The organism is Burkholderia sp. Bp8994 (genome assembly GCF_003853805.1).
Classification (GTDB): domain Bacteria; phylum Pseudomonadota; class Gammaproteobacteria; order Burkholderiales; family Burkholderiaceae; genus Burkholderia.
In genome coordinates this window covers 1-23,979 of record NZ_QTQH01000030.1, presented here as the reverse complement: position 1 = coordinate 23,979, position 23,979 = coordinate 1, and the positions used below count along the sequence as shown (strand labels likewise).

22 protein-coding genes and 1 pseudogene are annotated in these 23,979 nt (G+C 67.8%); 9 read left to right on the top strand and 14 right to left on the bottom strand.

Going from position 1 to position 23,979, the window contains the following annotated elements; all coding sequences use genetic code 11:
* Positions 1–43 precede the first annotated feature (43 nt).
* The 3 genes from DIE04_RS27180 to DIE04_RS27170 all read right to left on the bottom strand — a co-directional run bounded on the left by DIE04_RS27180 (position 44) and on the right by DIE04_RS27170 (position 1,306).
* On the bottom strand, positions 44–367 hold the full coding sequence (locus DIE04_RS27180; protein ID WP_039319579.1) for a helix-turn-helix domain-containing protein: 324 nt from the start codon (positions 365–367) through the stop codon (positions 44–46).
* Complete coding sequence (locus tag DIE04_RS27175) at positions 364–726, bottom strand: type II toxin-antitoxin system RelE/ParE family toxin (RefSeq protein WP_044846435.1); 363 nt, start codon at positions 724–726, stop codon at positions 364–366. Before DIE04_RS27175 ends, DIE04_RS27180 begins: the two co-directional genes overlap by 4 nt.
* A gap of 325 nt (positions 727–1,051) precedes the next feature.
* Positions 1,052–1,306, bottom strand: coding sequence for a hypothetical protein (locus DIE04_RS27170; RefSeq protein WP_124487184.1), 255 nt, complete (start codon positions 1,304–1,306; stop codon positions 1,052–1,054).
* A 148-nt stretch (positions 1,307–1,454) separates the two neighbouring features.
* On the opposite strand from DIE04_RS27170, the gene DIE04_RS27165 reads away from it, so the two are divergent.
* The 3 genes from DIE04_RS27165 (at position 1,455) to mctP (ending at position 4,360) form a co-directional block, all read left to right on the top strand.
* A complete protein-coding gene (locus tag DIE04_RS27165; protein ID WP_124487185.1) occupies positions 1,455–2,372 on the top strand; it encodes a spermidine synthase in 918 nt (305 codons plus the stop codon).
* 198 nt (positions 2,373–2,570) lie between these two features.
* Entirely contained in the window at positions 2,571–2,813 is a 243-nt protein-coding gene (locus tag DIE04_RS27160; protein ID WP_011657556.1) for a DUF3311 domain-containing protein, read from the top strand.
* Positions 2,810–4,360, top strand: coding sequence for a monocarboxylate uptake permease MctP (gene mctP / locus DIE04_RS27155; RefSeq protein ID WP_044846438.1), 1,551 nt, complete (start codon positions 2,810–2,812; stop codon positions 4,358–4,360). Before DIE04_RS27160 ends, mctP begins: the two co-directional genes overlap by 4 nt.
* 90 nt (positions 4,361–4,450) lie before the next feature.
* On the opposite strand, the gene DIE04_RS27150 is transcribed toward mctP, so the two are convergent.
* From DIE04_RS27150 to DIE04_RS27130, 5 genes are all read right to left on the bottom strand, one after another.
* The gene (locus DIE04_RS27150; RefSeq protein WP_124487186.1) at positions 4,451–4,906 is read right to left on the bottom strand and encodes a VOC family protein; all 456 of its coding nucleotides are present in this window, start codon (positions 4,904–4,906) and stop codon (positions 4,451–4,453) included.
* 250 nt (positions 4,907–5,156) lie between these two features.
* Entirely contained in the window at positions 5,157–6,110 is a 954-nt protein-coding gene (gene tal / locus DIE04_RS27145) for a transaldolase (RefSeq protein ID WP_044846440.1), read from the bottom strand.
* Between the two features lie 168 nt (positions 6,111–6,278).
* Complete coding sequence (locus DIE04_RS27140; protein ID WP_044846441.1) at positions 6,279–7,490, bottom strand: benzoate/H(+) symporter BenE family transporter; 1,212 nt, start codon at positions 7,488–7,490, stop codon at positions 6,279–6,281.
* Between the two features lie 56 nt (positions 7,491–7,546).
* Positions 7,547–8,722, bottom strand: coding sequence for a VWA domain-containing protein (locus DIE04_RS27135; RefSeq protein WP_124521601.1), 1,176 nt, complete (start codon positions 8,720–8,722; stop codon positions 7,547–7,549).
* 21 nt (positions 8,723–8,743) lie between these two features.
* Positions 8,744–9,586 carry a MoxR family ATPase gene (locus tag DIE04_RS27130; RefSeq protein ID WP_124487188.1) on the bottom strand — a complete coding sequence of 281 codons (843 nt, stop codon included), beginning with the start codon at positions 9,584–9,586 and terminating at the stop codon, positions 8,744–8,746.
* A gap of 244 nt (positions 9,587–9,830) precedes the next feature.
* Between DIE04_RS27130 and DIE04_RS27125 the strand changes: the two genes are divergently transcribed.
* Entirely contained in the window at positions 9,831–10,190 is a 360-nt protein-coding gene (locus tag DIE04_RS27125) for a c-type cytochrome (protein ID WP_011352793.1), read from the top strand.
* A 40-nt stretch (positions 10,191–10,230) separates the two neighbouring features.
* A complete protein-coding gene (locus tag DIE04_RS27120) occupies positions 10,231–10,590 on the top strand; it encodes a cytochrome c (RefSeq protein WP_011885615.1) in 360 nt (119 codons plus the stop codon).
* Between the two features lie 72 nt (positions 10,591–10,662).
* On the opposite strand, the gene DIE04_RS27115 is transcribed toward DIE04_RS27120, so the two are convergent.
* The gene (locus DIE04_RS27115) at positions 10,663–11,130 is read right to left on the bottom strand and encodes a DUF1841 family protein (RefSeq protein WP_374692714.1); all 468 of its coding nucleotides are present in this window, start codon (positions 11,128–11,130) and stop codon (positions 10,663–10,665) included.
* A 279-nt stretch (positions 11,131–11,409) separates the two neighbouring features.
* Between DIE04_RS27115 and DIE04_RS27110 the strand changes: the two genes are divergently transcribed.
* Positions 11,410–12,339 carry a DMT family transporter gene (locus tag DIE04_RS27110; RefSeq protein ID WP_124487189.1) on the top strand — a complete coding sequence of 310 codons (930 nt, stop codon included), beginning with the start codon at positions 11,410–11,412 and terminating at the stop codon, positions 12,337–12,339.
* A 115-nt stretch (positions 12,340–12,454) separates the two neighbouring features.
* Here the strand turns inward: DIE04_RS27110 and nth are convergent, their stop codons facing one another.
* Positions 12,455–13,099 (bottom strand): endonuclease III, encoded by a 645-nt coding sequence (nth, locus tag DIE04_RS27105; RefSeq protein ID WP_124487190.1) that lies wholly within the window; start codon positions 13,097–13,099, stop codon positions 12,455–12,457.
* The gene (gene rsxB, locus DIE04_RS27100; protein ID WP_124521603.1) at positions 13,096–14,091 is read right to left on the bottom strand and encodes an electron transport complex subunit RsxB; all 996 of its coding nucleotides are present in this window, start codon (positions 14,089–14,091) and stop codon (positions 13,096–13,098) included. The genes nth and rsxB overlap by 4 nt, the downstream gene beginning before the upstream one ends.
* A 162-nt stretch (positions 14,092–14,253) precedes the next feature.
* Between rsxB and DIE04_RS27095 the strand changes: the two genes are divergently transcribed.
* Entirely contained in the window at positions 14,254–14,886 is a 633-nt protein-coding gene (locus tag DIE04_RS27095; RefSeq protein WP_044849194.1) for a TetR family transcriptional regulator, read from the top strand.
* Between the two features lie 138 nt (positions 14,887–15,024).
* Here the strand turns inward: DIE04_RS27095 and DIE04_RS27090 are convergent, their stop codons facing one another.
* A complete protein-coding gene (locus tag DIE04_RS27090) occupies positions 15,025–16,512 on the bottom strand; it encodes a polyhydroxyalkanoate depolymerase (protein WP_124487192.1) in 1,488 nt (495 codons plus the stop codon).
* A gap of 208 nt (positions 16,513–16,720) precedes the next feature.
* Positions 16,721–18,550, bottom strand: coding sequence for a glycoside hydrolase family 15 protein (locus DIE04_RS27080; protein ID WP_044849192.1), 1,830 nt, complete (start codon positions 18,548–18,550; stop codon positions 16,721–16,723).
* A 166-nt stretch (positions 18,551–18,716) separates the two neighbouring features.
* Between DIE04_RS27080 and DIE04_RS27070 the strand changes: the two genes are divergently transcribed.
* A complete protein-coding gene (locus DIE04_RS27070) occupies positions 18,717–19,964 on the top strand; it encodes a lactonase family protein (RefSeq protein ID WP_124521605.1) in 1,248 nt (415 codons plus the stop codon).
* Between the two features lie 110 nt (positions 19,965–20,074).
* Here the strand turns inward: DIE04_RS27070 and DIE04_RS30425 are convergent.
* Positions 20,075–21,658 (bottom strand): annotated as a pseudogene (locus DIE04_RS30425) (DNA translocase FtsK); the annotation flags it as partial.
* A 334-nt stretch (positions 21,659–21,992) separates the two neighbouring features.
* Here DIE04_RS30425 and DIE04_RS30420 point away from each other — a divergent pair.
* Entirely contained in the window at positions 21,993–23,315 is a 1,323-nt protein-coding gene (locus tag DIE04_RS30420) for a hypothetical protein (protein WP_409333462.1), read from the top strand.
* Positions 23,316–23,979 lie beyond the last annotated feature (664 nt).

The window sequence follows — 23,979 nt, the reverse complement described above, 5'->3', positions numbered from 1 at the left end:
CGTCGCTCGCCCTGCAATCCGGAACATCGGCACGACGTTGCCGTCAGGCGGCGAATACGACTTCGATGTGCCCTTCGACTTCGGACTGACGGTCAGGCCCGACGACGATCTGCACGTCGCGTCCGAGCTTCGCCAGACATTCGAGCATCTTCGTTTCGCTCACGCCGCGAAACTGCCCGCGCAGCATGTTCGACAGCTTCGGCTGCGTCATGCCGAGCAACCGGGCCGCCTGCTGCTGCGTCCATTTGCGTGCCTTGATGATCTCCGCGATCTTGGCGGCGAGTTGAGCCTTCACGCGCATTTCGTCGGCATCGCGCATGCCCAGATCAGCGTAGACGTTCCCGCTGCCCGGTTCGATTTCGATCATCGTCTTGCTCCTTGTGCGTGTGCTTCGGCTGCTTTCAGGCGTGCGCGGACGAGATCGCCGTCCGGCTTCGGCGTCGCGATGCCGCACGATGATTTCTTCTGGAAGCAGTGCAGCACGTAGACGCTGCTCCCGAGCTTCACCGTGTAGACGGCGCGGTACGTGCCGTTGTCTTCCGATTCCACGATCTCGAGCACGCCGGCCGATCCGAACCCTCGCAACGGTTTCGCCTGCTCGTGCTTGCGTCCGGTCTGCGCCAGATAGAGCGCATAACCGAACGTGTCCTGCACGGCTTCGGGCATCGCTTTGAGGTCCTTGCGCGCCGAACCGAGCCAGTACAGCGGTTTGATGTACGGATCCATCGATGAATTTATCCCTATTTGGGTATATTTTCAAGGTGCGCGCAGGAACCCGGTGCGACCGTTCGCATGCGGTGTGAGGGCGGGGCAGGCTGGAGGTGAACGCCGACGGGCGATGCCGGCGGCACCGCGGTGCGTGTTGACGAAGGCGAGCGCGCGCGTGATCTTCCGGCCGATGGCCGTTCCTTCACATCTTTGCGTCGCGGGGAGGCCGGGGCAATTCAGCCGTTCGACAGAGGGCGATCGATTTGGGGCGATGACGGCGGGAAGCGGGTTGTTCGTTGCCGAAGAACGGCGATCGTACGTGCGTGCGTGTCGCGCCGGACGATCAATCGTCCTTGCCCCATCGCCACCCGGGCTTCTCGCCCTTGAGCCAGCAAACGGCAGTCAGCAGCGCGACCAGTACCACGATGCAGGCACCGTATGCGATCGGCGATTGGTGCGGCGGCACCAGCCACGCGCTCGCGATGATCCCGGTCGCGAACAGCAGCAGCACGACCCAACCTTGCCATGCGACAGGCAAACCCCATCCCCAGCCGTTGCGCTTCGCGGGAAACCAGATCTTCTTGCCGTTCGAGGTCATGCGTCCTCCTTCGATCAATGAACGCGGCGTAGCGCCAACGGCGCGGTGAAGTCGAAGTCGTGCATCACCAGGCGTTCGGTACGGTTCCCACCGCCACCAATGCTATCCTCTCGTCCGCTCATCCAGCGTCACCCAGCGAGATTCAATCATGACCCGACTGATCAAGCGCGCGTCCGCCGAGGCGCGCGCGTTCAAAAAACGCAAGCCGTCCGCCTACAACGGCTCCGAACAGCTCCAGCCGCCGCGCGTGAAGCGCCGCCCGGAGATCGACGAACACGACGACGTGCCCGTCCTCGACGCACCGCGCAAGCCGCGCTTCGCGCCCGTCACGTTCTCGGAAGAGCGCGGCGTGCGCTTCCTGCACTTCGGTACCGAATGGGTGCAGGGCGCGATGCGGATTTCGAAGCCGCTCGCCATCGAGCTCGAATACGCGCAGCAGATGATGGCGTGGCTGCTGTTCCTCGAAACGCCCGAGCGGATCGTCCAGCTCGGGCTCGGCACCGGCGCGCTGACGAAGTTCTCGCACCGCTTCCTGCCGCACGCGAAGGTCGAGGCCGTCGAACTGAACCCGGCCGTGATCGTCGCCGCACGCACGATGTTCGCGCTGCCGCCCGACGACGCACGCCTCGTCGTGCACGAAGCCGACGCGTGGGACTTCGTCAACGATCCGGCCAACCGCGGCACGACGGGCGCACTGCAGATCGACCTGTACGACGCGACCGCACGCGGCCCGGTGCTCGACAGCGTCGCGTTCTATCGCGCGGTGCGCGGCTGCCTCGCCGACGCGGGCATCGCGACGATCAACCTGTTCGGCGACCATCCGAGCTTCGTGCGCAACATGAAGCACCTGAACGCGGCGTTCGACCATCGCGTGATCGCGCTGCCCGAAGTGCACGACGGCAACCGGATCGCGATCGCGTTCTCGGGCCCCGCGCTCGACGTGTCGTTCGCGCAGCTGGAAGCCCGCGCGAAACTGATCGAGGACACGCTGAAGCTGCCCGCGCGCAAGTGGGTGAAAGCTTTGAAAGAAACGATCGGCGCACGCGAATCCTCGTTCGCGATCTGACGCTCATGCGCCGGCCGCATGCCGGTGCAACCGCATGACTGGGGGCGGATCACCTCGGGTTCGCCCCCGCTTGACCGCGCGTTCGCGGCTCCTATACTGGCGCGAAGCCAGGGGAGCCGCAGCTTACCCGTTTTGCCGCTCCTCTCGCCGCCGCACCCGCTTGACAAGATCGATAACCGGGAAAGATGAGGAGACGTCATGGCTCACGATGCCGACGCCAATCGGGCCGCCAAGCGCTGGCTCTGGCTGCTGGTACTACCGCTGATCGCGATGGTGTGGGTACCGTCGTACAGCAAGATCGAACCGCAATGGTTCGGATTTCCGTTCTTCTACTGGTACCAGCTCCTTTGGGTCTTCATTAGCGCGGTGATTACCGCGTTCGTCTATTTCAAGACCAAGAACGCGTGGAAGGCGAGCGGCCCGCAGGGAGGTGCGCGATGAATCTCGGCGCGACCTTCGTTTTCGTGCTCCTGTTCATCGGTGTCACGATCATCGGTTTCCTGGCCGCCAACTGGCGGCGCGGCGATCTCGCCCATCTCGACGAATGGGGCCTCGGCGGCCGCCGCTTCGGCACGATCGTCACGTGGTTCCTGCTCGGCGGCGACCTCTACACGGCCTATACGTTCGTCGCGGTGCCCGCGCTCGTGTTCGGCGCCGGCGCGATGGGCTTCTTCGCGCTGCCGTACACGATCCTGATCTACCCGTTCGCGTTCGTCGTGTTCCCGAAGCTGTGGAGCATCGCGAAGCGTCACGGCTACGTGACGGCCGCCGACTTCGTGAACGCACGCTACGGCAGCCGGATGCTCGCGCTCGCGATCGCGGTGACGGGCATCCTCGCGACGATGCCCTACATCGCGCTGCAGCTCGTCGGCATCGAAGTCGTGATCGGCGCGCTCGGCTTCGACACGACGGGCTTCGTCGGCGACCTGCCGCTGATCATCGCGTTCGCGATCCTCGCCGCGTACACGTACACGTCGGGGCTGCGCGCGCCCGCGATGATCGCGATCGTGAAGGACATCCTGATCTACATCACGATCGCCGCGGCGGTCATCGTGATCCCGGCGAAGCTCGGCGGCTTCGGCCACATCTTCGCGAGCGTGCCGCCCGCGAAGCTGCTGCTGAAGGCGCCGGACGCGGCGAGCCTGAACGGCTACAGCGCGTACGTGACGCTCGCGATCGGCTCGGCGCTCGCGCTGTTCCTGTATCCGCACTCGGTCACGGCGATCCTGTCGTCGTCGTCCGGCAACTCGATCCGCCGCAACATGGCGATGCTGCCCGCGTACTCGTTCGTGCTCGGCCTGCTCGCGCTGCTCGGCTACATGGCGCTTGCAGCGGGCGTGAAGGACATGCCGCAGTACGCGCCGTACTTCAAGGCGTTCGGCCCGAACTTCGCGGTGCCCGCGCTGTTCCTCGAGTATTTCCCGTCGTGGTTCGTCGGCGTCGCGTTCGCGGCGATCGGCATCGGCGCGCTGGTGCCGGCGGCGATCATGTCGATCGCGGCCGCGAACCTCTATACGCGCAACATCCACCGCGAGTTCATCAACCGCGACATGACGCACGACCAGGAGACGCACGTCGCGAAGCTCACGTCGCTGATCGTGAAGGTCGGCGCGGTCGCGTTCATCCTCGGGCTGCCGCTCACCTATGCGATCCAGCTGCAGCTGCTCGGCGGGATCTGGATCATCCAGACGCTGCCCGCGATCGTGCTCGGCCTTTACACGCGGCTGCTCGACCATCGCGGCCTGCTGGCCGGCTGGGCGGCAGGCATCGTGTGCGGCACGTGGATGGCGGTGTCGCTGAAGCTCGCGAGCTCGATCTTCACGATCCACCTGTTCGGCCTCGCGATTCCCGGCTACGCGGCCGTGTGGTCGCTGGTCGTGAACCTGGTGGTGGCGGTGGCGGTGAGCGTGCTGGTGCGCGCGATGGGCATGGCGCATGCGGAGGATCGCACGCGGCCGGAGGACTATCTCGACGTCGTCGAGGGTTGATGCGGGCGGCGCGGCCGCGTGTCGCGGGCCGCGCATCGCGCAGCGGCAACGACGCCCGTCACTGCGAAGTGGCGGGCGTTTTCGCGGGTGTCAGCCCTGCGCGCGTTTCACGAGATCCTCGCGTTGCGACAGGTCTTCGACGTTGACCATCCAGTGCACGCCGAAACGGTCCTTCGCCATCCCGAAGCCGAGCGCCCAGAATGTCTTGCCGAACGGCATCGTCACTTCGCCGCCGTCGGCGAGCGCATTGAACAACTTCTGGCCTTCCTCGACCGTCGCCGGGTTCAGCGACAGCGAATAGCCGGCATGCGCGGCGCCGGCCGGCTGGCTGCAGTCGCCGTCCGAGCACATGATCATCGAGTCGCCGATCGTGAAGCTCGCATGCATCACCTTGTCGGCCATCTCGGGCGTGATCGCGTGTTCGGGATTCGGCGGCGCATCCTTGAAGCGCATCTTGAACATCGTCTTCGCGCCGAGCGCCTTTTCGTAGAACTGAAGGGCCTCTTCCGCGCGGCCGTAGAACGTCAGATACGGTTGGACTTGCATCGTTGTCTCCTGTTGACCGGGCCGGCGTGTCGGTGCCGGCGCGGGTACTTCCAAGATTGACCGGGAAGAGCACGCCGGGATGCGGCCGGCGCACTCGTGACGTGGATTGTAGTGCGCGCGTCTGACGATGGAATGAAAAATAAAAACGGCCGCGAACACGCGGTTCGCGGCCGTTCGTCACGCTGCTGACGGCTGTTGTCAGGGTTGCTGACAGTTCAACTGCCGGCCGTCACGTCAGGTGCGGCGTGGTTCAGCGCAGCCCGTCGATCAGCTTTTCGAGCTTCACCGCATCGGCGGCGAACACGCGGATGCCTTCGGACAGCTTTTCGGTCGCCATCGCTTCGTCGTTCAGCTGGAAGCGGAACGACGCCTCGTCGATCGCGACGCGCTCGGTCGGCTTGTCCTGCAGCGCGTCCGGCGACAGCTTGCGCGCCACCGTTTCGGTGCTGTCGTGCAGCTTCTGCAGCAAATCGGGGCTGATCGTCAGCAGGTCGCAGCCCGCGAGCTCGGTGATCTGGCTCGTCGTGCGGAAGCTCGCGCCCATCACTTCGGTGTTGTAGCCGAACGTCTTGTAGTAGGTGTAGATGCGGCGCACCGACTGCACGCCCGGATCGTTCGCACCGCCGTTCTTCGCTTCATCCCAGTCGGCGCCGGCCTGCTTCTTGTACCAGTCGTAGATGCGGCCGACGAACGGCGAGATCAGTTGCGCGCCGGCTTCCGCGCACGCGGCGGCCTGCACGAGCGAGAAAAGCAGGGTCATGTTGCACTTGATCCCTTCCTTCTGCAGCACCTCGGCCGCGCGAATGCCTTCCCACGTCGACGCGAGCTTGATCAGGATGCGCTCGCGGCCGACGCCGGCGGCCTCGTACAGTGCGATGAGTTCGCGACCCTTGTCGATCGAGCGCTGCGTGTCGAACGACAGGCGCGCATCGACCTCGGTCGACACGCGGCCCGGAATCAGCTTCAGGATCTCGGTGCCGAATGCGATCAGCAGGCGGTCGATGATGAAATCGGTGCTTTCGTTGCGATGATCGCGGACGGTTTTCTCGAGGATCGGCTTGTACGCGTCCTTCTGGACGGCCTTCAGGATCAGCGACGGGTTCGTGGTCGCATCCTGCGGCTTGTATTGCGCAAGCTGCTGGAAATCGCCCGTGTCGGCGACGACGGTCGTGTACTGCTTCAGCTGGTCGAGTGCGGTAGTCATGGCGATTCGGAAGAAGGGCGCGGCGCGCCGGGTTCTCACGGGCCGCGCGAGCGCGGCGGCGAAGCGAGGCGGCGCCGGGCGCCGCCTTCGATCCATCATTTTAGGCCCGATTCGTGTCGGGCACGTTTTGGCGGGTCCGGCGCCTGCCGTGGCGGGCGTCGCGCCGCATCACGCGGGGCGACGCGCGTTCAGGATCACCTGCGTGACGATCCCCGCGACGAGGCCCCAGAACGCCGAGCCGATCGACAACAGCGTCAGACCCGACGCGGTGACCATGAACGTGACGAGCGCGGCTTCGCGCTGCTTCACGTCCTGCATCGCGTTCGCGAGCCCGCTCATGATCGAGCCGAACAGCGCGAGCGCGGCGACCGACACGACGAGCGCCTTCGGCAGTGCCGCGAACAGCGCGGCGATCGTCGCGCCGAAGATCCCGGCGATCAGGTAGAACGTGCCGCACCACACGGCGGCCGTGTAGCGCTTCGCGTGATCCTCGTGCGCTTCGGGGCCCGTGCAGATCGCCGCGGTGATCGCCGCGAGGTTCACGCCGTGCGAGCCGAACGGCGCGAGCAGCAGCGACGCGAGGCCGGTGGACGCGATCAGCGGCGACGACGGGGTCGAATAGCCGTCCGCGCGCAGCACCGCGATGCCCGGCACGTTCTGCGACGCCATCGCGACGACGAACAGCGGAATGCCGATGCTGACGATCGACGCGATCGAGAACGCGGGCATCGTGAACACGGGTTGCGCGAGCGCGATGTGGAAGCGGCTGAAGTCGAGCAGCCCGAGGCCGCCGGCCGCCACGGTGCCGACGAGCAGCGTCGTGACGATCGCGTAGCGCGGCGCGAGCCGCTTGACGATCAGGTAGGTGAAGAACATCGCGAGCACGAGCGCGGTCTGGAACTGCGCGGCGCGGAAGATCTCGATGCCGATCTCGAACAGGATGCCCGCGAGCAGGGCGGCAGCGATGCCGGCCGGAATGCGCCGCATCAGCGTGTCGAACAGCCCGCTCAGGCCGACCGCGGTCAGCAGCAGTGCGCACACGACGAACGCGCCGATGGCTTCGGGATACGGTACGCCGGGCAGCGACGCGATCAGCAGCGCGGCGCCGGGCGTCGACCACGCGACCACGACGGGCGCGCGAAAGCGCAGCGACAGGCCGATCGTCGTCAGCGCCATGCCGATCGACAGCGCCCAGATCCACGACGAGATCTGCGCGTCGGTCAGGTGCGCGGCGCGGCCGGCCTGGAACATCAGCACGAGCGAGCTCGTGTAGCCCGTCATCATCGCGACGAAGCCGGCGACGAGCGCCGAGACGGACGTATCGGTGAAAAAGCGGCGGCCGCCGGCGCGGCCAGCGCTCGCGGTGGGCGAAGGGTTCATGCTATCTCCGGGGGAGGCCGCCTGGACGCGGCCTTCGTGTCTGCAGGGTGGGTTCGTTACTTGCTGAGTGCGCGCATCGCGGTTTCGAGGCCCGCGAGCGTGAGCGGGTACATGCGCTGACCGAGCACGTCGCGAATGATCGAGACCGATTGCCGGTATTCCCATAGCCGCTCGGGCTCCGGGTTCAGCCAGGCATGGTGGGGGAACTGGTCGGCGAGGCGGCGCAGCCAGACGGCGCCGGCTTCCGGATTGTTGTATTCGACCGAGCCGCCGGGTTGCAGCACCTCGTACGGGCTCATCGTCGCGTCGCCGACGAAGATCAGCTTGTAGTCGGGCGTGAACTTGTGCAGCACGTCCCACGTCGCGGTGCGCTCCGCGTGGCGGCGGCGGTTGTTCTTCCACAGGTGGTCGTACACGCAGTTGTGGAAGTAGTAGAACTCCAGGTGCTTGAACTCGGCCTTCGCGGCCGAGAACAGCTCCTCGGTGCGCTTGATGTGGTCGTCCATCGAGCCGCCGACGTCGAGCAGCATCAGCACCTTCACGTTGTTGTGGCGCTCGGGCACCATCCGCAGGTCGAGCCAGCCGGCGTTCGCGGCCGTGCTGCGGATCGTGCCGGGCAGGTCGAGCTCCTCGGCCGCGCCTTCGCGCGCGAAGCGGCGCAGGCGCCGCAGCGCGACCTTGATGTTGCGCGTGCCGATCTCGACGGAATCGTCGTAGTCGCGATAGGCGCGCGCTTCCCACACCTTGACCGCGGTGCGGTTGCCGTTCGACGGGCCGCCGATGCGCATGCCTTCGGGGTTGTAGCCGCCGTGCCCGAACGGCGACGTGCCGCCGGTGCCGATCCACTTGTTGCCGCCTTCGTGGCGTTCCTTCTGCTCGTCGAGCAGTTCCTTCAGGCGCTCCATCAGCTTGTCGAGGCCGCCCATCGCTTCGATCTGCGCCTTTTCCTCCGGCGACAGCTCGCGCTCGAGGCGTTTCTCGAGCCAGTCGAGCGGAACGTCGAACGCCTCGGAAGGCAGGGCGGACACGCCGTGGAAATACGCGCCGAACGCCTGGTCGAACTTGTCGAAGTACTGCTCGTCCTTGACGAGCGTCATCCGCGCGAGGAAGTAGAACGCGTCGATCGACGGCGAGATCAGCCCGGCCTTCAGCGATTCGAGCAGCGTCAGGTATTCCTTCACCGAGACGGGCAGCTTGGCTGCGCGCAGCGCGTAGAAGAAATTGAGCAGCATGGCCGGGCCTTCGCGGGTGGGTTACCGGTTGTGCCGGTTCATGTAGACGAGCCGCTCGAGCAGGCTCAGATCCTGCTCGTTCTTCAGCAGCGCGCCCGCGAGCGGCGGCACGATCTGCTTCGCGTCGACGCCGCGCAGCGCGTCGGCCGGGATGTTCTCGGCGAGCAGCAGCTTCAGCCAGTCGAGCAGCTCGGACGTCGACGGCTTCTTCTTCAGCCCCGACACGGCGCGCAGCTCGAAGAAGCTCTCGAGCGCCGCGCGCAGCAGTTCCTCGCGGATGTCCGGGAAGTGGACCGCGACGATCTGCTGCATCGTCGACGGATCGGGAAACTGGATGTAGTGGAAGAAGCAGCGGCGCAGGAATGCGTCGGGCAGCTCCTTCTCGTTGTTCGACGTGATGATCACGAGCGGGCGGTGCTTCGCGCGCACGGTCTCGCGCGTCTCGTACACGTGGAATTCCATCCGGTCGAGCTCGCGCAGCAGGTCGTTCGGGAATTCGATGTCGGCCTTGTCGATCTCGTCGATCAGCAGCACGCTCGGGTGCTCGGCGTCGAACGCCTGCCACAGCACGCCCTTCACGATGTAGTTCGCGATGTCCTTCACGCGCGCGTCGCCGAGCTGCGAGTCGCGCAGCCGCGACACGGCGTCGTATTCGTACAGGCCCTGCTGCGCCTTCGTCGTCGACTTGATGTGCCACTGCAGCAGCGGCATGTCGAGCGCGGCCGCCACTTCCTCGGCGAGCATGGTCTTGCCGGTGCCGGGCTCGCCCTTGATCAGCAGCGGGCGCTGCAGCGTCAGCGCGGCATTGACCGCGAGCTTCAGGTCGTCGGTGGCGACGTAGTGCGAGGATCCTTCGAAACGCATGGCGGCGCTCTTTCCTGGTCGCAAAAAAACCCAGTATAAGTCAGAAGGGCTGTCCGGTTGGGCCGGGGCCGCGTATCGTTGCGGGGCTGCGGCGGGGCGGACCGGGGCGCCGTATGGACGCATTCCCCGCCGACGCGGTACAATCTGGCCGTTTTTTTTGGCCTGCGTGGCGACCGACAAGCAAAACGGCGCGGGCCGTTGCCGCTTCGGCGCCAGTTTCCCCTCAAGCTAGGTTACAAGAGCTATGAACAAATTCGTCGGCAAACACGTCGTTGTCGCAGCGCTCGTGGCGCTCGCGGGCAGCGCGCAGGCGGCCGGTGTGGTCGGCAACCCGAAGGACGGGGCAAGCAAGGCCGCCATGTGTATCGGTTGCCACGGCATCCAGGATTACCGCGCGGCGTATCCGGAGGTCTACCGGGTGCCCGTCCTCGGCGGCCAGAACCAGCAATACCTCGAGAACGCGCTGAAGGCCTACCGCAAGAAAGATCGTCACTTCCCGTCGATGAACGCGATCGCCGGTTCGCTGACGGACCAGGACATCGCGGATCTGGCGGCTTACTACGCCGTCCAGAAGGCCGACACGAAGGACAATCCCTACAAGTAAAGCGCGCGCCGCCGATCTGACCGGCGGGACAGGAGCATTCATGAACAACGCATTCAAGACGGCGGCGGTTGCACTGGCGGCCGGCCTCGCGATCGGTACCGCGCATGCGGCGGACACCACGAAGGGCAAGGAGCTGGTCGAGTCGCACAACTGCGCGGCCTGCCACGGCGCGCAGCTGAACAAGCCGATCAACGCAGAATATCCGCGCCTCGCGGGCCAGCACGCCGACTACCTCGTGTGGGCGATGCGCCAGTACCAGATGGGGCTGACGAACCCGCTGCTCGGTCGCAACAACGCGATCATGCAGGCGCAGGTGCAGAACCTGTCGGTCAGCGACATGAAGGACATCGCGGCCTACATCGAGTCGCTTAAAGAGACGGATCTCGTCTTCAAGAAGTAAGCGCGCCGGACCTTGCCGGTCCGTGCAGCCGGAATACCCCGCCGCGGCGGGGTATTTTTTTGTCCGCGGCGCTCAGTCGCGCGACGCGCGGCGCAGGATGCGCTGCAGGTACGCGTCCGTATCGGGCGGCGTGCCGGTGCGCTGCGCTTCCCAGATCGTCTCGCCGAGGCACTCCATGATCATGTGCTGCGCCTCGTGGGTCGAGTCGAGCTTCGCGGCCAGCTTGTCGTGCGCGGCGCGAATGCCGGGCGGCTGGTCGATCGACAGCTGCTCGCTGATCGCGAGGTGCATCGACAGATGCAGGAACGGGTTCGTGCGGCCTTCCTCGGGCGTGTAGTTGCGCGCGGCGGCGCCGTCGGCGTCCGCGAGGTCGTCGTGGTATTCCGGATGCTCGACGATCCAGTCGGCTGCCATCGCTTCCAGCGGCGTCAGGATCTCGCCGGCGCGCTGCTTGCGCCAGGTCTCGGTGAAAAAGCGACGGACTTCGTCGCGACTCGGATTGAACATGGTGGGGAAACGTCGTGATTCGGGCGGCGTCATGCCGCGTCGCGCATTGTACGCCGGGTCGGCGCGCGGCGCTGGCGGCGGGTGGGGCCGGCGGGGCGCTTGCGGCGCGCAGCGGATGCATCGGGCACATCAGGCATATCAGGCATATCAGGCATATCGGGAGATCGGGAGATCGGGCATCGGGCATCGGGCCGATAGGTGCGGGCCGGCGCGGCGCCGGCCGCCGCGCAACGGGTAAGCGCGGGCTAGGCTGCCGGCCGCCGCGCCGCTACACTCCGACGATTCCCGTCGTCGCGCTCGCACCGCTCCATCATGTCCGCCACCGTCCGCTCATCGTCCGCCGCGCTACAGGGCGCGCTCTATGTCGCGTTGTCCGCCGCCGCCTTCGGCGCGATGGCGATCTTCGGCCGCTATGCGTATGCGGCCGGCGTCGACGTGCTCGGGCTGCTGATCGTGCGCTTCGCGATCGGCGGCGCGATCCTTGCCGCGATCGCGCGGCACCGCCGCGTCGCATGGCCGCGCGGCCGCACGCTCGCGCCGCTCGTGGCGATGGGGGCGCTCGGCTACGTCGGGCAGTCGTTCTGCTATTTCAGTGCGCTCCAGCATGCGCAGGCGAGCCTCGTCGCATTGCTGCTGTACCTGTATCCGGCCTTTGTCACGCTGCTGGCCGCATGGTGGCTCGGCGAGCGCCTCACGCGCGCGAAGGCGGTCGCGCTCGTGCTCTGCGTCGCGGGCTCCGCGCTGATGGTCGGCGGCGGCCACGGCGAGCCGCTCGGCATCGCGCTCGCGCTGGCCGCCGCGGTGATCTATTCGCTGTACATCGTCGGCGGCACGAAGGCGACGCGCGGCGTCGATCCGCTCGCGACGACCGCCGTCATCTGCCTGTCGGCGACCGCGACGCTCGTCGCGATCGCGATCGTGCGGACCGCGGCGTTCGGTGCGCCGCCGCGCTGGCCGGCGACGGCTGCCGGCTGGGCGTCGATGCTCGCGATCGCCTTGGTGTCGACGGTCGCCGCGATGCTCGCGTTCTTCGCCGGGCTCGAGCGGCTGGGGGCCGCGCGCACGTCGATGCTGTCGACGCTCGAGCCGGTCGTGACGGTCGCGCTCGCGGCGCTGCTGTTCGGCGAGGCGCTGTCGCCGTTGCAGTGGATCGGCGGCGTCGCGATCCTCGCGGCCGTGCTCGCGCTCGTGCGCGCGGGCGGCGCGGCGGCCGACGACGCGACGGCGACGTCCAACGCATAGCAGGGCAGGGACAAGCCGCGGGCGCCGCAATGGCGTCCGCTGGTCGTGCCGCGCGCTGCCCGCGCGCACGAGCGGCACGAGCGGCCGCGTGCAGTGCGTCAGCCGCGGCTGACGCTCACTCGTTCGGCGGCGGCGTCTTCGGCCGGAATTCGCACAGCGGCTCGATCACGCAGTGCCAGCATTCGGGCTTGCGCGCCTTGCACACATAGCGTCCGTGCAGGATCAGCCAGTGATGCGCGTCCTGCAGGAATTCCTTCGGCGTGAACTTCTCGAGCGCGGCCTCCACGGCCCGCACGTCCTTGCCCGGCGCGAGCCCCGTGCGGTTCGCGACGCGGAAGATGTGCGTGTCGACCGCGATCGTCGGCTGGCCGAACGCAGTGTTCAGCACGACGTTCGCGGTCTTGCGGCCGACGCCTGGCAGGCTCTCGAGCGCTTCGCGATCGGCCGGCACCTCGCCGTCGTAGCGCTCGAGCAGGATGTTGCACGTCGCGATCACGTTCTTGGCCTTGGTGCGGTACAGGCCGATCGTCTTGATGTAGTCGGCGACGCCTTCTTCACCGAGCGCGACGATTTGTCGCGGGGTGTTCGCGACCGGGAACATCTTGCGCATCGCCTTGTTGACCGACACGTCGGTCGCCTGCGCGGACAGCATCACCGCGATCAGCAACTCGAACGGCGTCGTGTATTCGAGCTCGGTGGTCGGATGCGGATTGAGGCTTTGCAGCGTTTCGTAGATCGCGCGTCGTTTCGTGGCGTTCATGGACGGTTCTTGTCGGGCGGCGCGGACGGGCCGTTCCGGTCGTCGTGGTTCGGATCGTCGCGGGTGTCGCCGGCGGCCTCGGCGTCGCGCTGCGCCTGCTGTTCGGCGAGCCGCTTGCGGCGGGCTTCGGCCGCGTCGATCTGCGCCTGCACGGCCGCGCTCACGCCTTCGGTGTTCTTCGGCCCGGCGCCTTGCCCGGACAGTTCTTCCTTCTTCTTGCGTGCGCGTTCGAGCGCGGCGGCGATGATCGCGCGCTTCTTCGCGTCGGCGTCGTCGGCCGGGGCAGCGCCCGGTGCGCCCGGCTGTTCCGCGGCCGGCGCAGCCTTGGCCGCGCCGGCGCCGGCGCTGGCCGCGCGGCGGGCGGCGGCGCGCGCCTCGGCGGCCTCGCGTTCGCGACGCTGGCGCGCGAGCCGGCGGTCGTGGCGCTCGCGCGCGGCGTCCGCCTGTTCCTGCGACCACGCGTCCCAGCCGGTGCGCTCGTCGGTCACGGGGACCATCGCGATGCAGTCGACCGGGCAGGGCGGTACGCACAGGTCGCAGCCCGTGCACAGCGATTCGACGATCGTGTGCATCTGTTTCGGTGCGCCGATGATCGCGTCGACCGGGCACGCCTGCATGCACAGCGTGCAGCCGATGCACAGGCTTTCGTCGATGAACGCGACGGCGCGCGGATGCTCGGCGCCGTTGACGGGATTCAGCGGGATCACGGGCTTGCCGAGCAGGCGCGCGAGGCGTGCGATGCCTTCGGCGCCGCCGGGCGGGCACTGGTTGTAGTTCGCGTCGCCGGCGGCGATCGCTTCGGCGTACGGACGGCAGCCGTTATAGCCGCACTTCGTGCATTGCGTCTGGGGAAGCAGATCTTCGATGCGATCCGCGAGGGTCTTGGAATCAGTCACGGTGACAACGGGCGCAGCAGCGCCGAATGGCTCTCGGCCGCGTCTGGCGCGGCCGGAAAGGTTTGCCAAACCTTGATTATCGCCGATTTCCCGCATTGCGCTGGACGCTGTCTGTGCGCATAATCGAACCGCTTTTTTGCAGGGGCTCAGCAGGAGGGCGGCCGCATGCGGCGCGCTCGTTCCAGGGCAGCCGGCGCCGAGGCGGTGGGGGTGCCGGTCCGGATCAGGATCACGCGGCTCACATAGCAAAACGCCACCATGAATCAGCCAAAAATCAAAAGAGATCCTGAAGGTACACGCCGCCGCATCCTGATGGCGGCAGCCGAAGAGTTCGCGGGTGGAGGGCTGTTCGGCGCACGTGTCGACCAGATCGCGCGCCGGGCCGAGACCAACGAGCGCATGCTCTATTACTACTTCGGCAGCAAGGAGCAGCTGTTTACGGCCGTGCTCGAACACGCGTTCTCCGCGCTGACCGAGGCCGAGCGCGTGCTCGACCTGGATGGCGTGGCGCCCGTCGAGGCCGTCACGCGGCTCGCGCATTTCGTGTGGGACTACTACCGCGATCATCCCGAGCTGCTGCGGCTCATCAACAACGAGAACCTGCACGAAGCGCGCTACCTGCACAAGTCGACGCGGATCCGCGAGATGATGTCGCCGATCGTCGCGAAGCTCGGCAACGTGCTGATGCGCGGCCAGAAAGCCGGGCTGTTCCGCAGCGACGTCGATCCGCTGCGCTTCTACGTGACGCTGTCGGGGCTCGGCTATTACATCGTGTCGAACCGCTTCACGCTCGCCGCGACGCTCGGCCGCGACTTCAGCGAAGCCGACGAGCGCGCGGAGATGGTCAGGATGAACACCGAGTTGCTGCTCGCGTATCTGCTGCGGCGCTGAGTCGACGAACCGTCGAACCGACGCGCCGATGAACCGACGCGTCGATGAATCGATGAGTCGCCGCGAGCGCGACCGCCGGATAAAAAAACGCCGCCGTGCGCAAGCACCGGCGGCGTTTTTGCGTCGGGACGCGGTGCGTCAGGCGGCCTTGCGCGCCCGCGCGGGCTTGGCGCGCGTGCTGCCTGCGCGTTTCGCGGCAGGTGCGGCCTTCGCGACGGCCGTCCTGGCGGGTGCGACCGTCACGGCCGGCGCTTTCGGGCGAGTGCGCTTCGCGGCGGTGGCGCGCGCCGTCGTTTCAGGCTGCGGCGTGGCGGCCGGCACGGCGCCGATCGTGGTCGCGTCCTGTGCATCGGGAGGCAACTTCGTCGTGCCGTTCTTCGGTTCCGGCGCATGCTCGCGGATGAAGTCGCGCAACTGCGGATAGATGATCGTGCGCCAGCGGCGGCCCGAAAAGATCCCGTAGTGACCGCACTTCTCGGCGGTCAGGCTGCGGCGGTCGTCCTGCGGGATGCCCGTGCACAGCTCATGCGCGACGTGCGTCTGGCCGCTGCCCGAGATGTCGTCGAGTTCACCCTCGATCGTCATCAGCGCGGTGTGCTTGATGTCCTGCGGACGCACGCGCTCGCCTGCGACATCCCACGTGCCTTCCGCGAGCCGGAATTCCTGGAACACGACGCGGATCGTCTCGAGGTAGTACTCGGCCGCCATGTCGAGCACCGCGTTGTACTCGTCGTAGAAGCGGCGGTGCGCCTCGGCGTCGTCCTCGTCGCCGCGCAGCAGGCTCTGGTAGAAGTCCCAGTGCGATTGCGCGTGACGTTCCGGGTTCATCGCGACGAAGCCCGTGTGCTGCAGGAAGCCCGGATACACGTGGCGGCCTTCGCCCGGATAGTTCGCGGGCACCGTGTGGATCACGTTGTTCTCGAACCACGCGGTCGAGTGTTGCGTAGCCAGCGAATTCACCGACGTCGGGCTGCGGCGCGCGTCGATCGGGCCGCCCATCATCGTCATCGTGAGCGGCGTGTCCTCGCCGCGGCTCGCCATCAGCGAGATTGCCGCGAGCACCGGCACGGTCGGCTGGCACACGGAGATCACGTGCAGGTTGCGCGCGCCGATGTGGCGGATGAATTCCTGGATGTACGCGATGTAGTCGTGCAGGTGGAACGGGCCGACCTCGACCGGCACCATCCGCGCATCGATCCAGTCGGTGATGTACACCTTGTGATCCTGCAGCAGCGTGCGCACGGTGTCGCGCAGCAGCGTCGAGTGGTGGCCCGACAGCGGCGCGCAGACCAGCACGACCGGCTCGTCCTTCAGCTGCGTGACGGCATCGGCGTCGTCCGAATAGCGCTTGAAACGCAGCAGCCGGCAGAACGGCTTCTCGATGATCGTCTGCTCGACGATCGGGATGTTGTGGCCGTCCTTGACGATCTGGTGAATGTTGAATTCGGGCTTCTCGTAATCCTTGCCGAGCCGGTACATCAGTTCGTACGCGGCGGCCATCCGCGGCGCGCCGGGCATCAGCGAGAACGGGCTGGACGGATTGGCGAACGACTTGGAGGCGGCCTGGGCCCAGGCCGTGAGCGGGCTCAGCATCGCCCGCTGGAATTCGTGCAGTTGGTAAAGCATGCAGACTACTCCCGCTTGGGGGACGGTGCGCAGGGGCGTGTGGCGTCGCGGCGTGCCGTGTGGGTCAGCGACCGGCCATGTTGCAGTGCGGCCGGACAATCGAGTCGATCATATCGGACAACGATCAATGTTGCAATGCAACATTTTTCCGATTTTTCATCAAACGTTTGCGAATTGACGATCTCTGAAGAAGCCGCTCCACCCCCGGTCAGCGCCCCGTCGCCACGGCCGGCGCCGGCTGGCCGGCCGCGCGCGCCATCGCTTCTTCGTGGTGCATCAGGTTCATCGCGGTATGCACGAGCGCCACGTGCGAGAACGCCTGCGGGAAATTGCCGACGAGCCGGCCATCGACCGGATCGTATTCCTCGGCGAGCAGCCCGAGGTCGTTCGACAGCGCGAGCAGCCGGCTGAACAGCCGGTGCGCGTCGTCGATCCGGCCGAGCAGCGCGTAGTTGTCGACCAGCCAGAAGCTGCACGCGAGGAACGTGCCTTCGCCCGGCGGCAGGCCGTCGTCGTACTCGGTCGTGCGGTAGCGCATCACGAGGCCGTCGTGCAGCAATTCCCGCTCGATCGCGTCGACCGTGCCGACGATGCGCGGGTCTTCCGGCGGCAGGAAGCCGAGCAGCGGCAGCAGCAGCACGCTCGCGTCGAGCTCGTCGCTGCCGTAGCTCTGGGCAAACGCCTGTTTGCCTTCATGCCATGCGTTGTCGCACACGTCCGCGTGGATCCGGTCGCGCAGCGCGCGCCAGCGGTCGAGCGACGCGGGCAGCCGGAACATCTCCGCCGACTTGATCGCGCGGTCGAACGCGACCCACGCCATCACCTTCGAGAACGTGAAGTGGCGGCGGCCGCCGCGCGTCTCCCAGATGCCCTCGTCGGGTTCCCGCCAGATCTTCTCGAGATGGTCGAGCAGCGAGCACTGGACGGACCACACCGTGTCGTCGGCCTGCAGGCCGCCCACGCGCGCGAGGTGCAGCGCGGCCATCACTTCGCCGAACACGTCGAGCTGGAGCTGGTTCGCGGCGCCGTTGCCGACGCGCACCGGTTTCGAATCCTGGTAGCCGGGCAGCCAGTCGAGCTCCATTTCCGGCAGCCGGCGCTCGCCCGCGATCCCGTACATGATCTGGATCTGCTCGGGCGAGCCGGCCATCACGCGGCCGAGCCACGTGCGCCACGCGCGCGCCTCGTCGTAATAGCCGCCGCGCATCAGCGCGAGCAGCGTGATCGTCGCGTCGCGCAGCCAGCAGTAGCGGTAGTCCCAGTTGCGGTTGCCGCCGATCTTCTCGGGCAGCGACGTGGTCGGCGCCGCGACGATGCCGCCGGTCGGCTCGTACGCGAGCGCCTTCAGCGTGATCAGCGAACGGCGCACGGCGGCCGCGTAGCGGCCCTGCACCTGGCAGCGGCCCGACCATTCGAGCCAGTAGTTCTCGGTGCGCGCGAGCATCGACAGCGGATCGCGCGCGGGCGGCAGCCGCAGGTGCGACGCCGCATAGCTGAGCGAAAACGGCACACGTTCGTCGGCGCTCACCGTGAATTCCGCGAGCGTATGGAGGTTCTTGCCGGTGAGCGGCACCGGCGTGCGCAGCACGACGGTATCGGGGCCGGCGATCGCCTTCATGCCGTCCTCGCGCGTCAGCTGCGTGACCCACGGGATCGAGAAACCGTAGTCGAAGCGCAACACCAGTTCCATGCGCATCTTCATCGTGCCGTGGCGGCCGACGACGATCCGCACCAGTTCGGACCAGCCGTTGCCGGGCGGCATGAAGTCGATCACGGTGACCGCGCCGTCGGCGCTTTCGTAGTCGGTTTCGAGGATCAGCGTGTCGCCGCGATAGCGGCGCGTCGTGTGCGTGATCGCGGCGTCGGCGGCCGGCGCGAGCAGCCAGCGGCCGTGCTCGGGCGTGCCGACCAGCGCCGCGAAACAGGCGCCCGAATCGAAGCGGGGCCAGCACAGCCAGTCGACGGAGCCGTCTTTCGAGATCAGCGCGGCAGTGTGGCCGTCGCCGACGAGGGCGTAGTCTTCGATCAGGGCGGGCATGGGCAAGCGGTCCTTGGATATTCGAGTTCACGATGCAGGGCTGCGGCGCCCGGGCTTCACGCGCCGGCGTCGCGCCCCGTATACTCGCCCGGGCGGCGGAGCGCATGAACGGCCGGCGTTTCGTCCTATCTCAACACTTGAAGCGACTCGATGCAAGGAGGATTCAATGCCCAACCGTTTACGCGAGCGTGACGCGCGCGCTTCGACACGAGGGTTCCCGCTTAGGTTCGCTCACTGGATGAAAGGTTTCGCGCTCGTGCTTTCCTTGTCCGCGACCCACGCCTTCGCACAACAATCGCCGGCACCGGCCGACGGCGTCTACAACCTGCTCGTCGGCACCTATACGGGGCACGGCAGCGACGGGATCTACGTGTACCGCTTCGATACGAAAACGGGCAGCATCGCGCCCGTGTCGTCGGCGAAGACCGTGAATCCGTCCTACCTGTTGCCGAGCCGCGACGGTCGCACCGTCTACGCGGTCAACGAACTGCCCGGCGACAACGGGCCAGCCGCGCAGCGCGGCGGCATCAGCGCGTTCGGCTTCGATCCGAAGACGGGGGCGCTCACGTTCATCGACCGCGTGTCGTCGGAAGGGAACGATCCTTGCTATCTCGCGCTGTCACCGGACGGCAAGTACCTCGTCACGGCCAACTACTCGGTCGCGGCCGATCCGGGCGGCAGCTTCGCCGTGTTCCCGATCCGCGACGGCGGCGCGGCCGGCCCGGCCGTGCTGACGGTGCATCACGAGGGCACGGGGCCCGTGAAGGGGCGCCAGGATGGCGCGCACGTGCACTCGACAGTGTTCTCCCCCGACGGCCGCTACCTGTTCGTGCAGGACCTCGGCGCGGACAAGCTCTACGGCTACCGCTACACGGTGGACGGCAGCCGCGGGCTGATCAGCCCGACCGACACGCGCTACACGCCGGTGAAGGCCGGCTCCGGCCCGCGTCACATGGTATTCGGCGCCGACGGCCGGTTCGCGTACGTGACGAGCGAACTCAACGCGTCGGTCGAGGTGTTCGGCTACCGCGACGGCAAGCTGACGCCGGTCGAGACGCTGCCGATGACGGTGCCGGGCTTCAAGGGCAAGGTCGGCGGCGGCGCGCTCCACCTGTCGCCGGACGGCCGCTTCCTGTACGCGAGCAATCGCGGCGACGTGAACGAAATCGTGATCTACGCGGTGAACCAGGCCGACGGCCGGCTGAAGACCGTCGGGCGCCAGTCGAGCCTCGGCAGGACGCCGCGTGAATTCCTGATCGATCCGACCGGCAAGTGGCTGATCGTCGGCAACCAGGACAGCGACACGTTCTACGTGTTCAGCCGCGACGTCCAAACGGGGCAGCTCGGCGCGAATCCGCAGAAGGTCGTGGTCGGCAGCCCGGTCGACTTCAAGCTGGTGCCGGCGGCGCTGTAAATCGCCGTCCATCAAAAAAGGGCGCTGCCGAGGCAGCGCCCTTGTTCGTCCGGGCGGCCGCTTGCGCGGGGCGCCCGGATCGATCGTCGGCGGCCGTGCTGCCGCCATGCTCAGTCGGCCGCCGCCGGCACGAGCACCTCGCGGCTGCCGTTGATGCCCATCGGCGACACCAGTCCGGCCGCCTCCATCTGCTCGACGAGGCGCGCGGCGCGGTTGTAGCCGATGCGCAACTGGCGCTGCACCGACGAGATCGACGCGCGCCGCGTGCGCACGACGAACGCGACCGCTTCGTCGTACAGCGGATCGGCTTCCGCATCCGGCGCTTCGCCGAACAGGTCCTGCGTCGCACCGTCGGCGGCCGGGCCGTCGAGAATTCCTTCCTCGTACTGCGGCTCGCCGAACTGCTTCAGGTATTCGACGATCCGGTGCACTTCCTCGTCCGCGACGAACGCGCCGTGCACGCGCTGCGGGTAGCCCGTGCCCGGCGGCAGGAACAGCATGTCGCCCTGGCCGAGCAGCGATTCGGCACCCATCTGGTCGAGGATCGTGCGCGAGTCGATCTTCGACGACACCTGGAATGCGACGCGCGTCGGGATGTTCGCCTTGATGAGGCCGGTGATCACGTCGACGGACGGGCGCTGGGTCGCGAGGATCAGGTGGATGCCGGCCGCGCGCGCCTTTTGCGCGAGACGGGCGATCAGCTCCTCGATCTTCTTGCCGGCGACCATCATCAGGTCGGCCAGCTCGTCGATCACGACGACGATCAGCGGCAGCTTCGACAGCGGCTCGGGATCGTCGGGCGTCAGCGAGAACGGGTTGCCGATCTTCTTTTCCTTCGCCTCCGCGTCGCGGATCTTCTGGTTGAAGCCCGCGAGATTGCGCACGCCGACGGCCGACATCAGCCGGTAGCGTTTCTCCATTTCACCGACGCACCAGTTCAGTGCGTTCGCCGCGAGCTTCATGTCGGTGACGACCGGCGCGAGCAGGTGCGGGATGCCTTCGTAGACCGACAGCTCGAGCATCTTCGGATCGATCATGATCAGCCGCACGTCCTCGGGCGTCGCCTTGTACAGCAGCGACAGGATCATCGCGTTGATCGCGACCGACTTGCCCGAACCCGTCGTGCCGGCGACCAGCATGTGCGGCGCCTTCGCGAGATCGGTGACGACCGGGTGGCCGGTGATGTCCTTGCCCATCGCGATCGTCAGCTGCGACGCCGAATGCTGGTACTGGCGCGACTCGAGGATTTCCGACAGGCGGATCATCTGGCGTTTCGCGTTCGGTAGCTCGAGGCCCATGCAGGTCTTGCCGGGAATCGTCTCGACGACGCGGATCGACGTGAGGCCGAGGCCGCGCGACAGGTCCTTCATCAGGCCGACGATCTGGCTGCCGCGCACGCCGAGCGCGGGTTCGATCTCGAAGCGCGTGATCACCGGGCCGGCCGATGCGCCGACCACCGTCACCGGCACCTTGAACTCCTGCAGGCGCTGCTCGATGACCTGGGCCGTCTGCGCGAGGTGTTCCTCGGTGATCGTTTCGACGTCGTCGGACGCGGGCTCGAGCAGGTCGAGCGTCGGCAACTCCACGTTGAACGACGCGGGTGCGTGGAATTCGAACGCGTTCGGGCGCGGCTGGCGCGCGGGCGCGGCCGATGCGTCGGCGGCCGGGGCGCCCGATTCCGCCGGTGCCGGCGGCACGGTGGCCGCGGGAGGCGTTGCGGTCGGAAGCGGCACGGTCGTGGCGGCCGGGATCGTGATGCCGGTTGTCGTGGGCGTCGTGCCGATGTCGGACATCGACCAACTCGCCGGCGCAGCGGCGGGAGCCGGCGGGGTCGTGAACGACGGGGCCTGCGGCAGCGGTGCGGACGCGATGGATTGCGCCGGTGTCGCCGTGTCGACGGATCCGCCCGGCACGGAGTAGGTCGGCAATGCCGAGACCGACGGGGGCGCGGAAGTCGGCGACGCGGCCGGTGCCGTCGCGGCCGGGGCAGCGGCGAAGGAGGCTGGCGCGCCATTTGTCGCGGCAGGCGTGGCGCCGAACGCGGCGGGCGCGGCAACGGCGACCGTGTTCATCGGGGCGAGTGCGCCGGAAGACGGTGTCGGGGCGATGGCAGTGGCAGCGACAGGCGCGGCGCCGGTTGTCGTCTGCGTCGCTCCAGTCGTCGCGGCCGGCACACCGAATGCCGAACCGTCAGGCATGCGGGTGGTCGATGCTGCCGAAGGCGTCGCCGATGCGGTCGACGCTGCGGCCAATGCGCTGCCCGACGAGGCGAAAGACGCGGCGGCAGGCGACACCGGCGTGCGTTGCACAGGTTGCGATCCGGTTGCGCTGAAGGACGTGCCAGTAGATGCAGGCGCCGTGGCGGCTGCCACGGTCGGCGCGGATGCGAAAGGCTGCGCGGTGGCCGGGCCGGAAGCGCCCGCCGCAGACGTCAGGGCGGAAGCCGCAGCCGCTGCGTTTTGCGCGGCCGCAAAAGGTTGTGCCGTTGTCATGCCGGCAAACGCAGGCGCTGCGGCGACAGGCGTGCTGTTCGGCGTGTTCGCGGGCACCGGCGCGGCAGAACCGGATGCGCTGCCGACGGGCGACGACGCGTCAGCTGCCGAGGTCGTCTGCGCACCAGCGAAGGGCTCAGCGGACAACGGCTTCGACCATGATGCGGAGGAGGCAGCGGCGTCGACGGACGCAGGTTGCATGGCCGCGGCGGCCGGTGTCACCGTTGCCGCCGCCGCCGCCGCCGCCGCCGCCGGTGCCGGTGGCGTGGCGCGTTGCATGCCTGCAGGCAACGGAGCGGTTTCGCTACCGTGCTTTGCTGCCGCGTGCCAGACCGTTCCCGTCACGGCGCCGGCCGGTGCCGTGTTCGACGCGGCCGAGGCTGCCGTCGTCGCTGCTGCGACGGGCACTGCATCGGCACGCGGCTGCGTCGGCGTTGCCGCGATCGACGAAGCGGAGAGGGGAGGCGGCGTGACCGGCTGGACCGGCTTCACGACATCCTGCGTCGCGTGCGCGTGTTCTTCAGCGACGACCGATACGGCGGTATCGGCAAGCGCCGGAGCTTGCGATTGGACCTGGCCGGCAATTCCGGCGGCCGTTGCCGCATCCTTCGCATCGACGGTGCGGCCCGTGGCGCTCACGGTCGACGTGACAGCGGCCGAAGGCGTACCGACCGCTGCGCTCGCGGCCACCGACTCATCCGCGTCCGACGGTGGTGCGGCAATCGGGCTTTCATGCGGCGCGCCGAGCCTGGAAACCGGCGGGCTGACGATGTCTTCCCAAGGCGCAAAGTCGATCGGGGCATCGAATGCCGGCGCGGCTGGTGCATCGGCGCCATGCCGATGCTCGCGGTCCGCGTGACGCGTCGGCGCATCGGTTTCGACGCCAGGATCCGGCATGGCATGCCGCACGGCCTCGTCGAACACCGGAGTACCCGTATCGACAGCAGGCACGCGCACGCCCGGCTCGGCCGGCATGAACGCATCCAGCACGATCGGTGAGTCGTCGGATGGCGTCACGGCCTCGTCGAATGCCACGCCATCCGTATCGACAGCAGGCACGCGCATGCTCGGCTCCGCCGGCATGAATGCATCCAGCACGATCGGTGCGTCGTCATAGGCCGGCGCGGCTTCGTGCGCGTCCGGACGGACTGCGTCGCGGGGCGAGGCCTGATGCGCGTCCGCAACGATTCCGGCCGGTACGGCCGTCGACGCCGACGCGGCGACGCTGCCCGCCGCTGCAACCGCGCCGGCCACGGTCGCCGCGGCGGCCGGTGCCGACGACACATCGGCCTGCCGCACACCGTCCAGCGTCGCCCACTGCGCGGTACTGGCTTCGATCGAGCGCAGCGTGTCGTGAACGCTCGGTGCCGGCGTGATCGGCTCCGCGGGCTGTTGCACCCACGCGTAGAGCGGCGCGCGTGCCGGGGCCGGCGGCGCGGGGCGGCGTCGTGCGGCGTCCGGCGACTGGCCGGCGGCGCCGACGCCCGTCACCGGGCGGGCGGGCGTGCGCGGCGGCGTCGCGG

What these genes read in the sequence shown, in the direction of transcription:
- DIE04_RS27180 (WP_039319579.1), bottom strand. Translation starts at nt 367, where the DNA reads ATGATCGAAATCGAACCGGGCAGCGGGAACGTCTACGCTGATCTGGGC.
- DIE04_RS27175 (WP_044846435.1), bottom strand. Translation starts at nt 726, where the DNA reads ATGGATCCGTACATCAAACCGCTGTACTGGCTCGGTTCGGCGCGCAAG.
- DIE04_RS27170 (WP_124487184.1), bottom strand. Translation starts at nt 1,306, where the DNA reads ATGACCTCGAACGGCAAGAAGATCTGGTTTCCCGCGAAGCGCAACGGC.
- DIE04_RS27165 (WP_124487185.1), top strand. Translation starts at nt 1,455, where the DNA reads ATGACCCGACTGATCAAGCGCGCGTCCGCCGAGGCGCGCGCGTTCAAA.
- DIE04_RS27160 (WP_011657556.1), top strand. Translation starts at nt 2,571, where the DNA reads ATGGCTCACGATGCCGACGCCAATCGGGCCGCCAAGCGCTGGCTCTGG.
- mctP (WP_044846438.1), top strand. Translation starts at nt 2,810, where the DNA reads ATGAATCTCGGCGCGACCTTCGTTTTCGTGCTCCTGTTCATCGGTGTC.
- DIE04_RS27150 (WP_124487186.1), bottom strand. Translation starts at nt 4,906, where the DNA reads ATGCAAGTCCAACCGTATCTGACGTTCTACGGCCGCGCGGAAGAGGCC.
- tal (WP_044846440.1), bottom strand. Translation starts at nt 6,110, where the DNA reads ATGACTACCGCACTCGACCAGCTGAAGCAGTACACGACCGTCGTCGCC.
- DIE04_RS27140 (WP_044846441.1), bottom strand. Translation starts at nt 7,490, where the DNA reads ATGAACCCTTCGCCCACCGCGAGCGCTGGCCGCGCCGGCGGCCGCCGC.
- DIE04_RS27135 (WP_124521601.1), bottom strand. Translation starts at nt 8,722, where the DNA reads ATGCTGCTCAATTTCTTCTACGCGCTGCGCGCAGCCAAGCTGCCCGTC.
- DIE04_RS27130 (WP_124487188.1), bottom strand. Translation starts at nt 9,586, where the DNA reads ATGCGTTTCGAAGGATCCTCGCACTACGTCGCCACCGACGACCTGAAG.
- DIE04_RS27125 (WP_011352793.1), top strand. Translation starts at nt 9,831, where the DNA reads ATGAACAAATTCGTCGGCAAACACGTCGTTGTCGCAGCGCTCGTGGCG.
- DIE04_RS27120 (WP_011885615.1), top strand. Translation starts at nt 10,231, where the DNA reads ATGAACAACGCATTCAAGACGGCGGCGGTTGCACTGGCGGCCGGCCTC.
- DIE04_RS27115 (WP_374692714.1), bottom strand. Translation starts at nt 11,130, where the DNA reads ATGACGCCGCCCGAATCACGACGTTTCCCCACCATGTTCAATCCGAGT.
- DIE04_RS27110 (WP_124487189.1), top strand. Translation starts at nt 11,410, where the DNA reads ATGTCCGCCACCGTCCGCTCATCGTCCGCCGCGCTACAGGGCGCGCTC.
- nth (WP_124487190.1), bottom strand. Translation starts at nt 13,099, where the DNA reads ATGAACGCCACGAAACGACGCGCGATCTACGAAACGCTGCAAAGCCTC.
- rsxB (WP_124521603.1), bottom strand. Translation starts at nt 14,091, where the DNA reads ATGCGGGAAATCGGCGATAATCAAGGTTTGGCAAACCTTTCCGGCCGC.
- DIE04_RS27095 (WP_044849194.1), top strand. Translation starts at nt 14,254, where the DNA reads ATGAATCAGCCAAAAATCAAAAGAGATCCTGAAGGTACACGCCGCCGC.
- DIE04_RS27090 (WP_124487192.1), bottom strand. Translation starts at nt 16,512, where the DNA reads ATGCTTTACCAACTGCACGAATTCCAGCGGGCGATGCTGAGCCCGCTC.
- DIE04_RS27080 (WP_044849192.1), bottom strand. Translation starts at nt 18,550, where the DNA reads ATGCCCGCCCTGATCGAAGACTACGCCCTCGTCGGCGACGGCCACACT.
- DIE04_RS27070 (WP_124521605.1), top strand. Translation starts at nt 18,717, where the DNA reads ATGCCCAACCGTTTACGCGAGCGTGACGCGCGCGCTTCGACACGAGGG.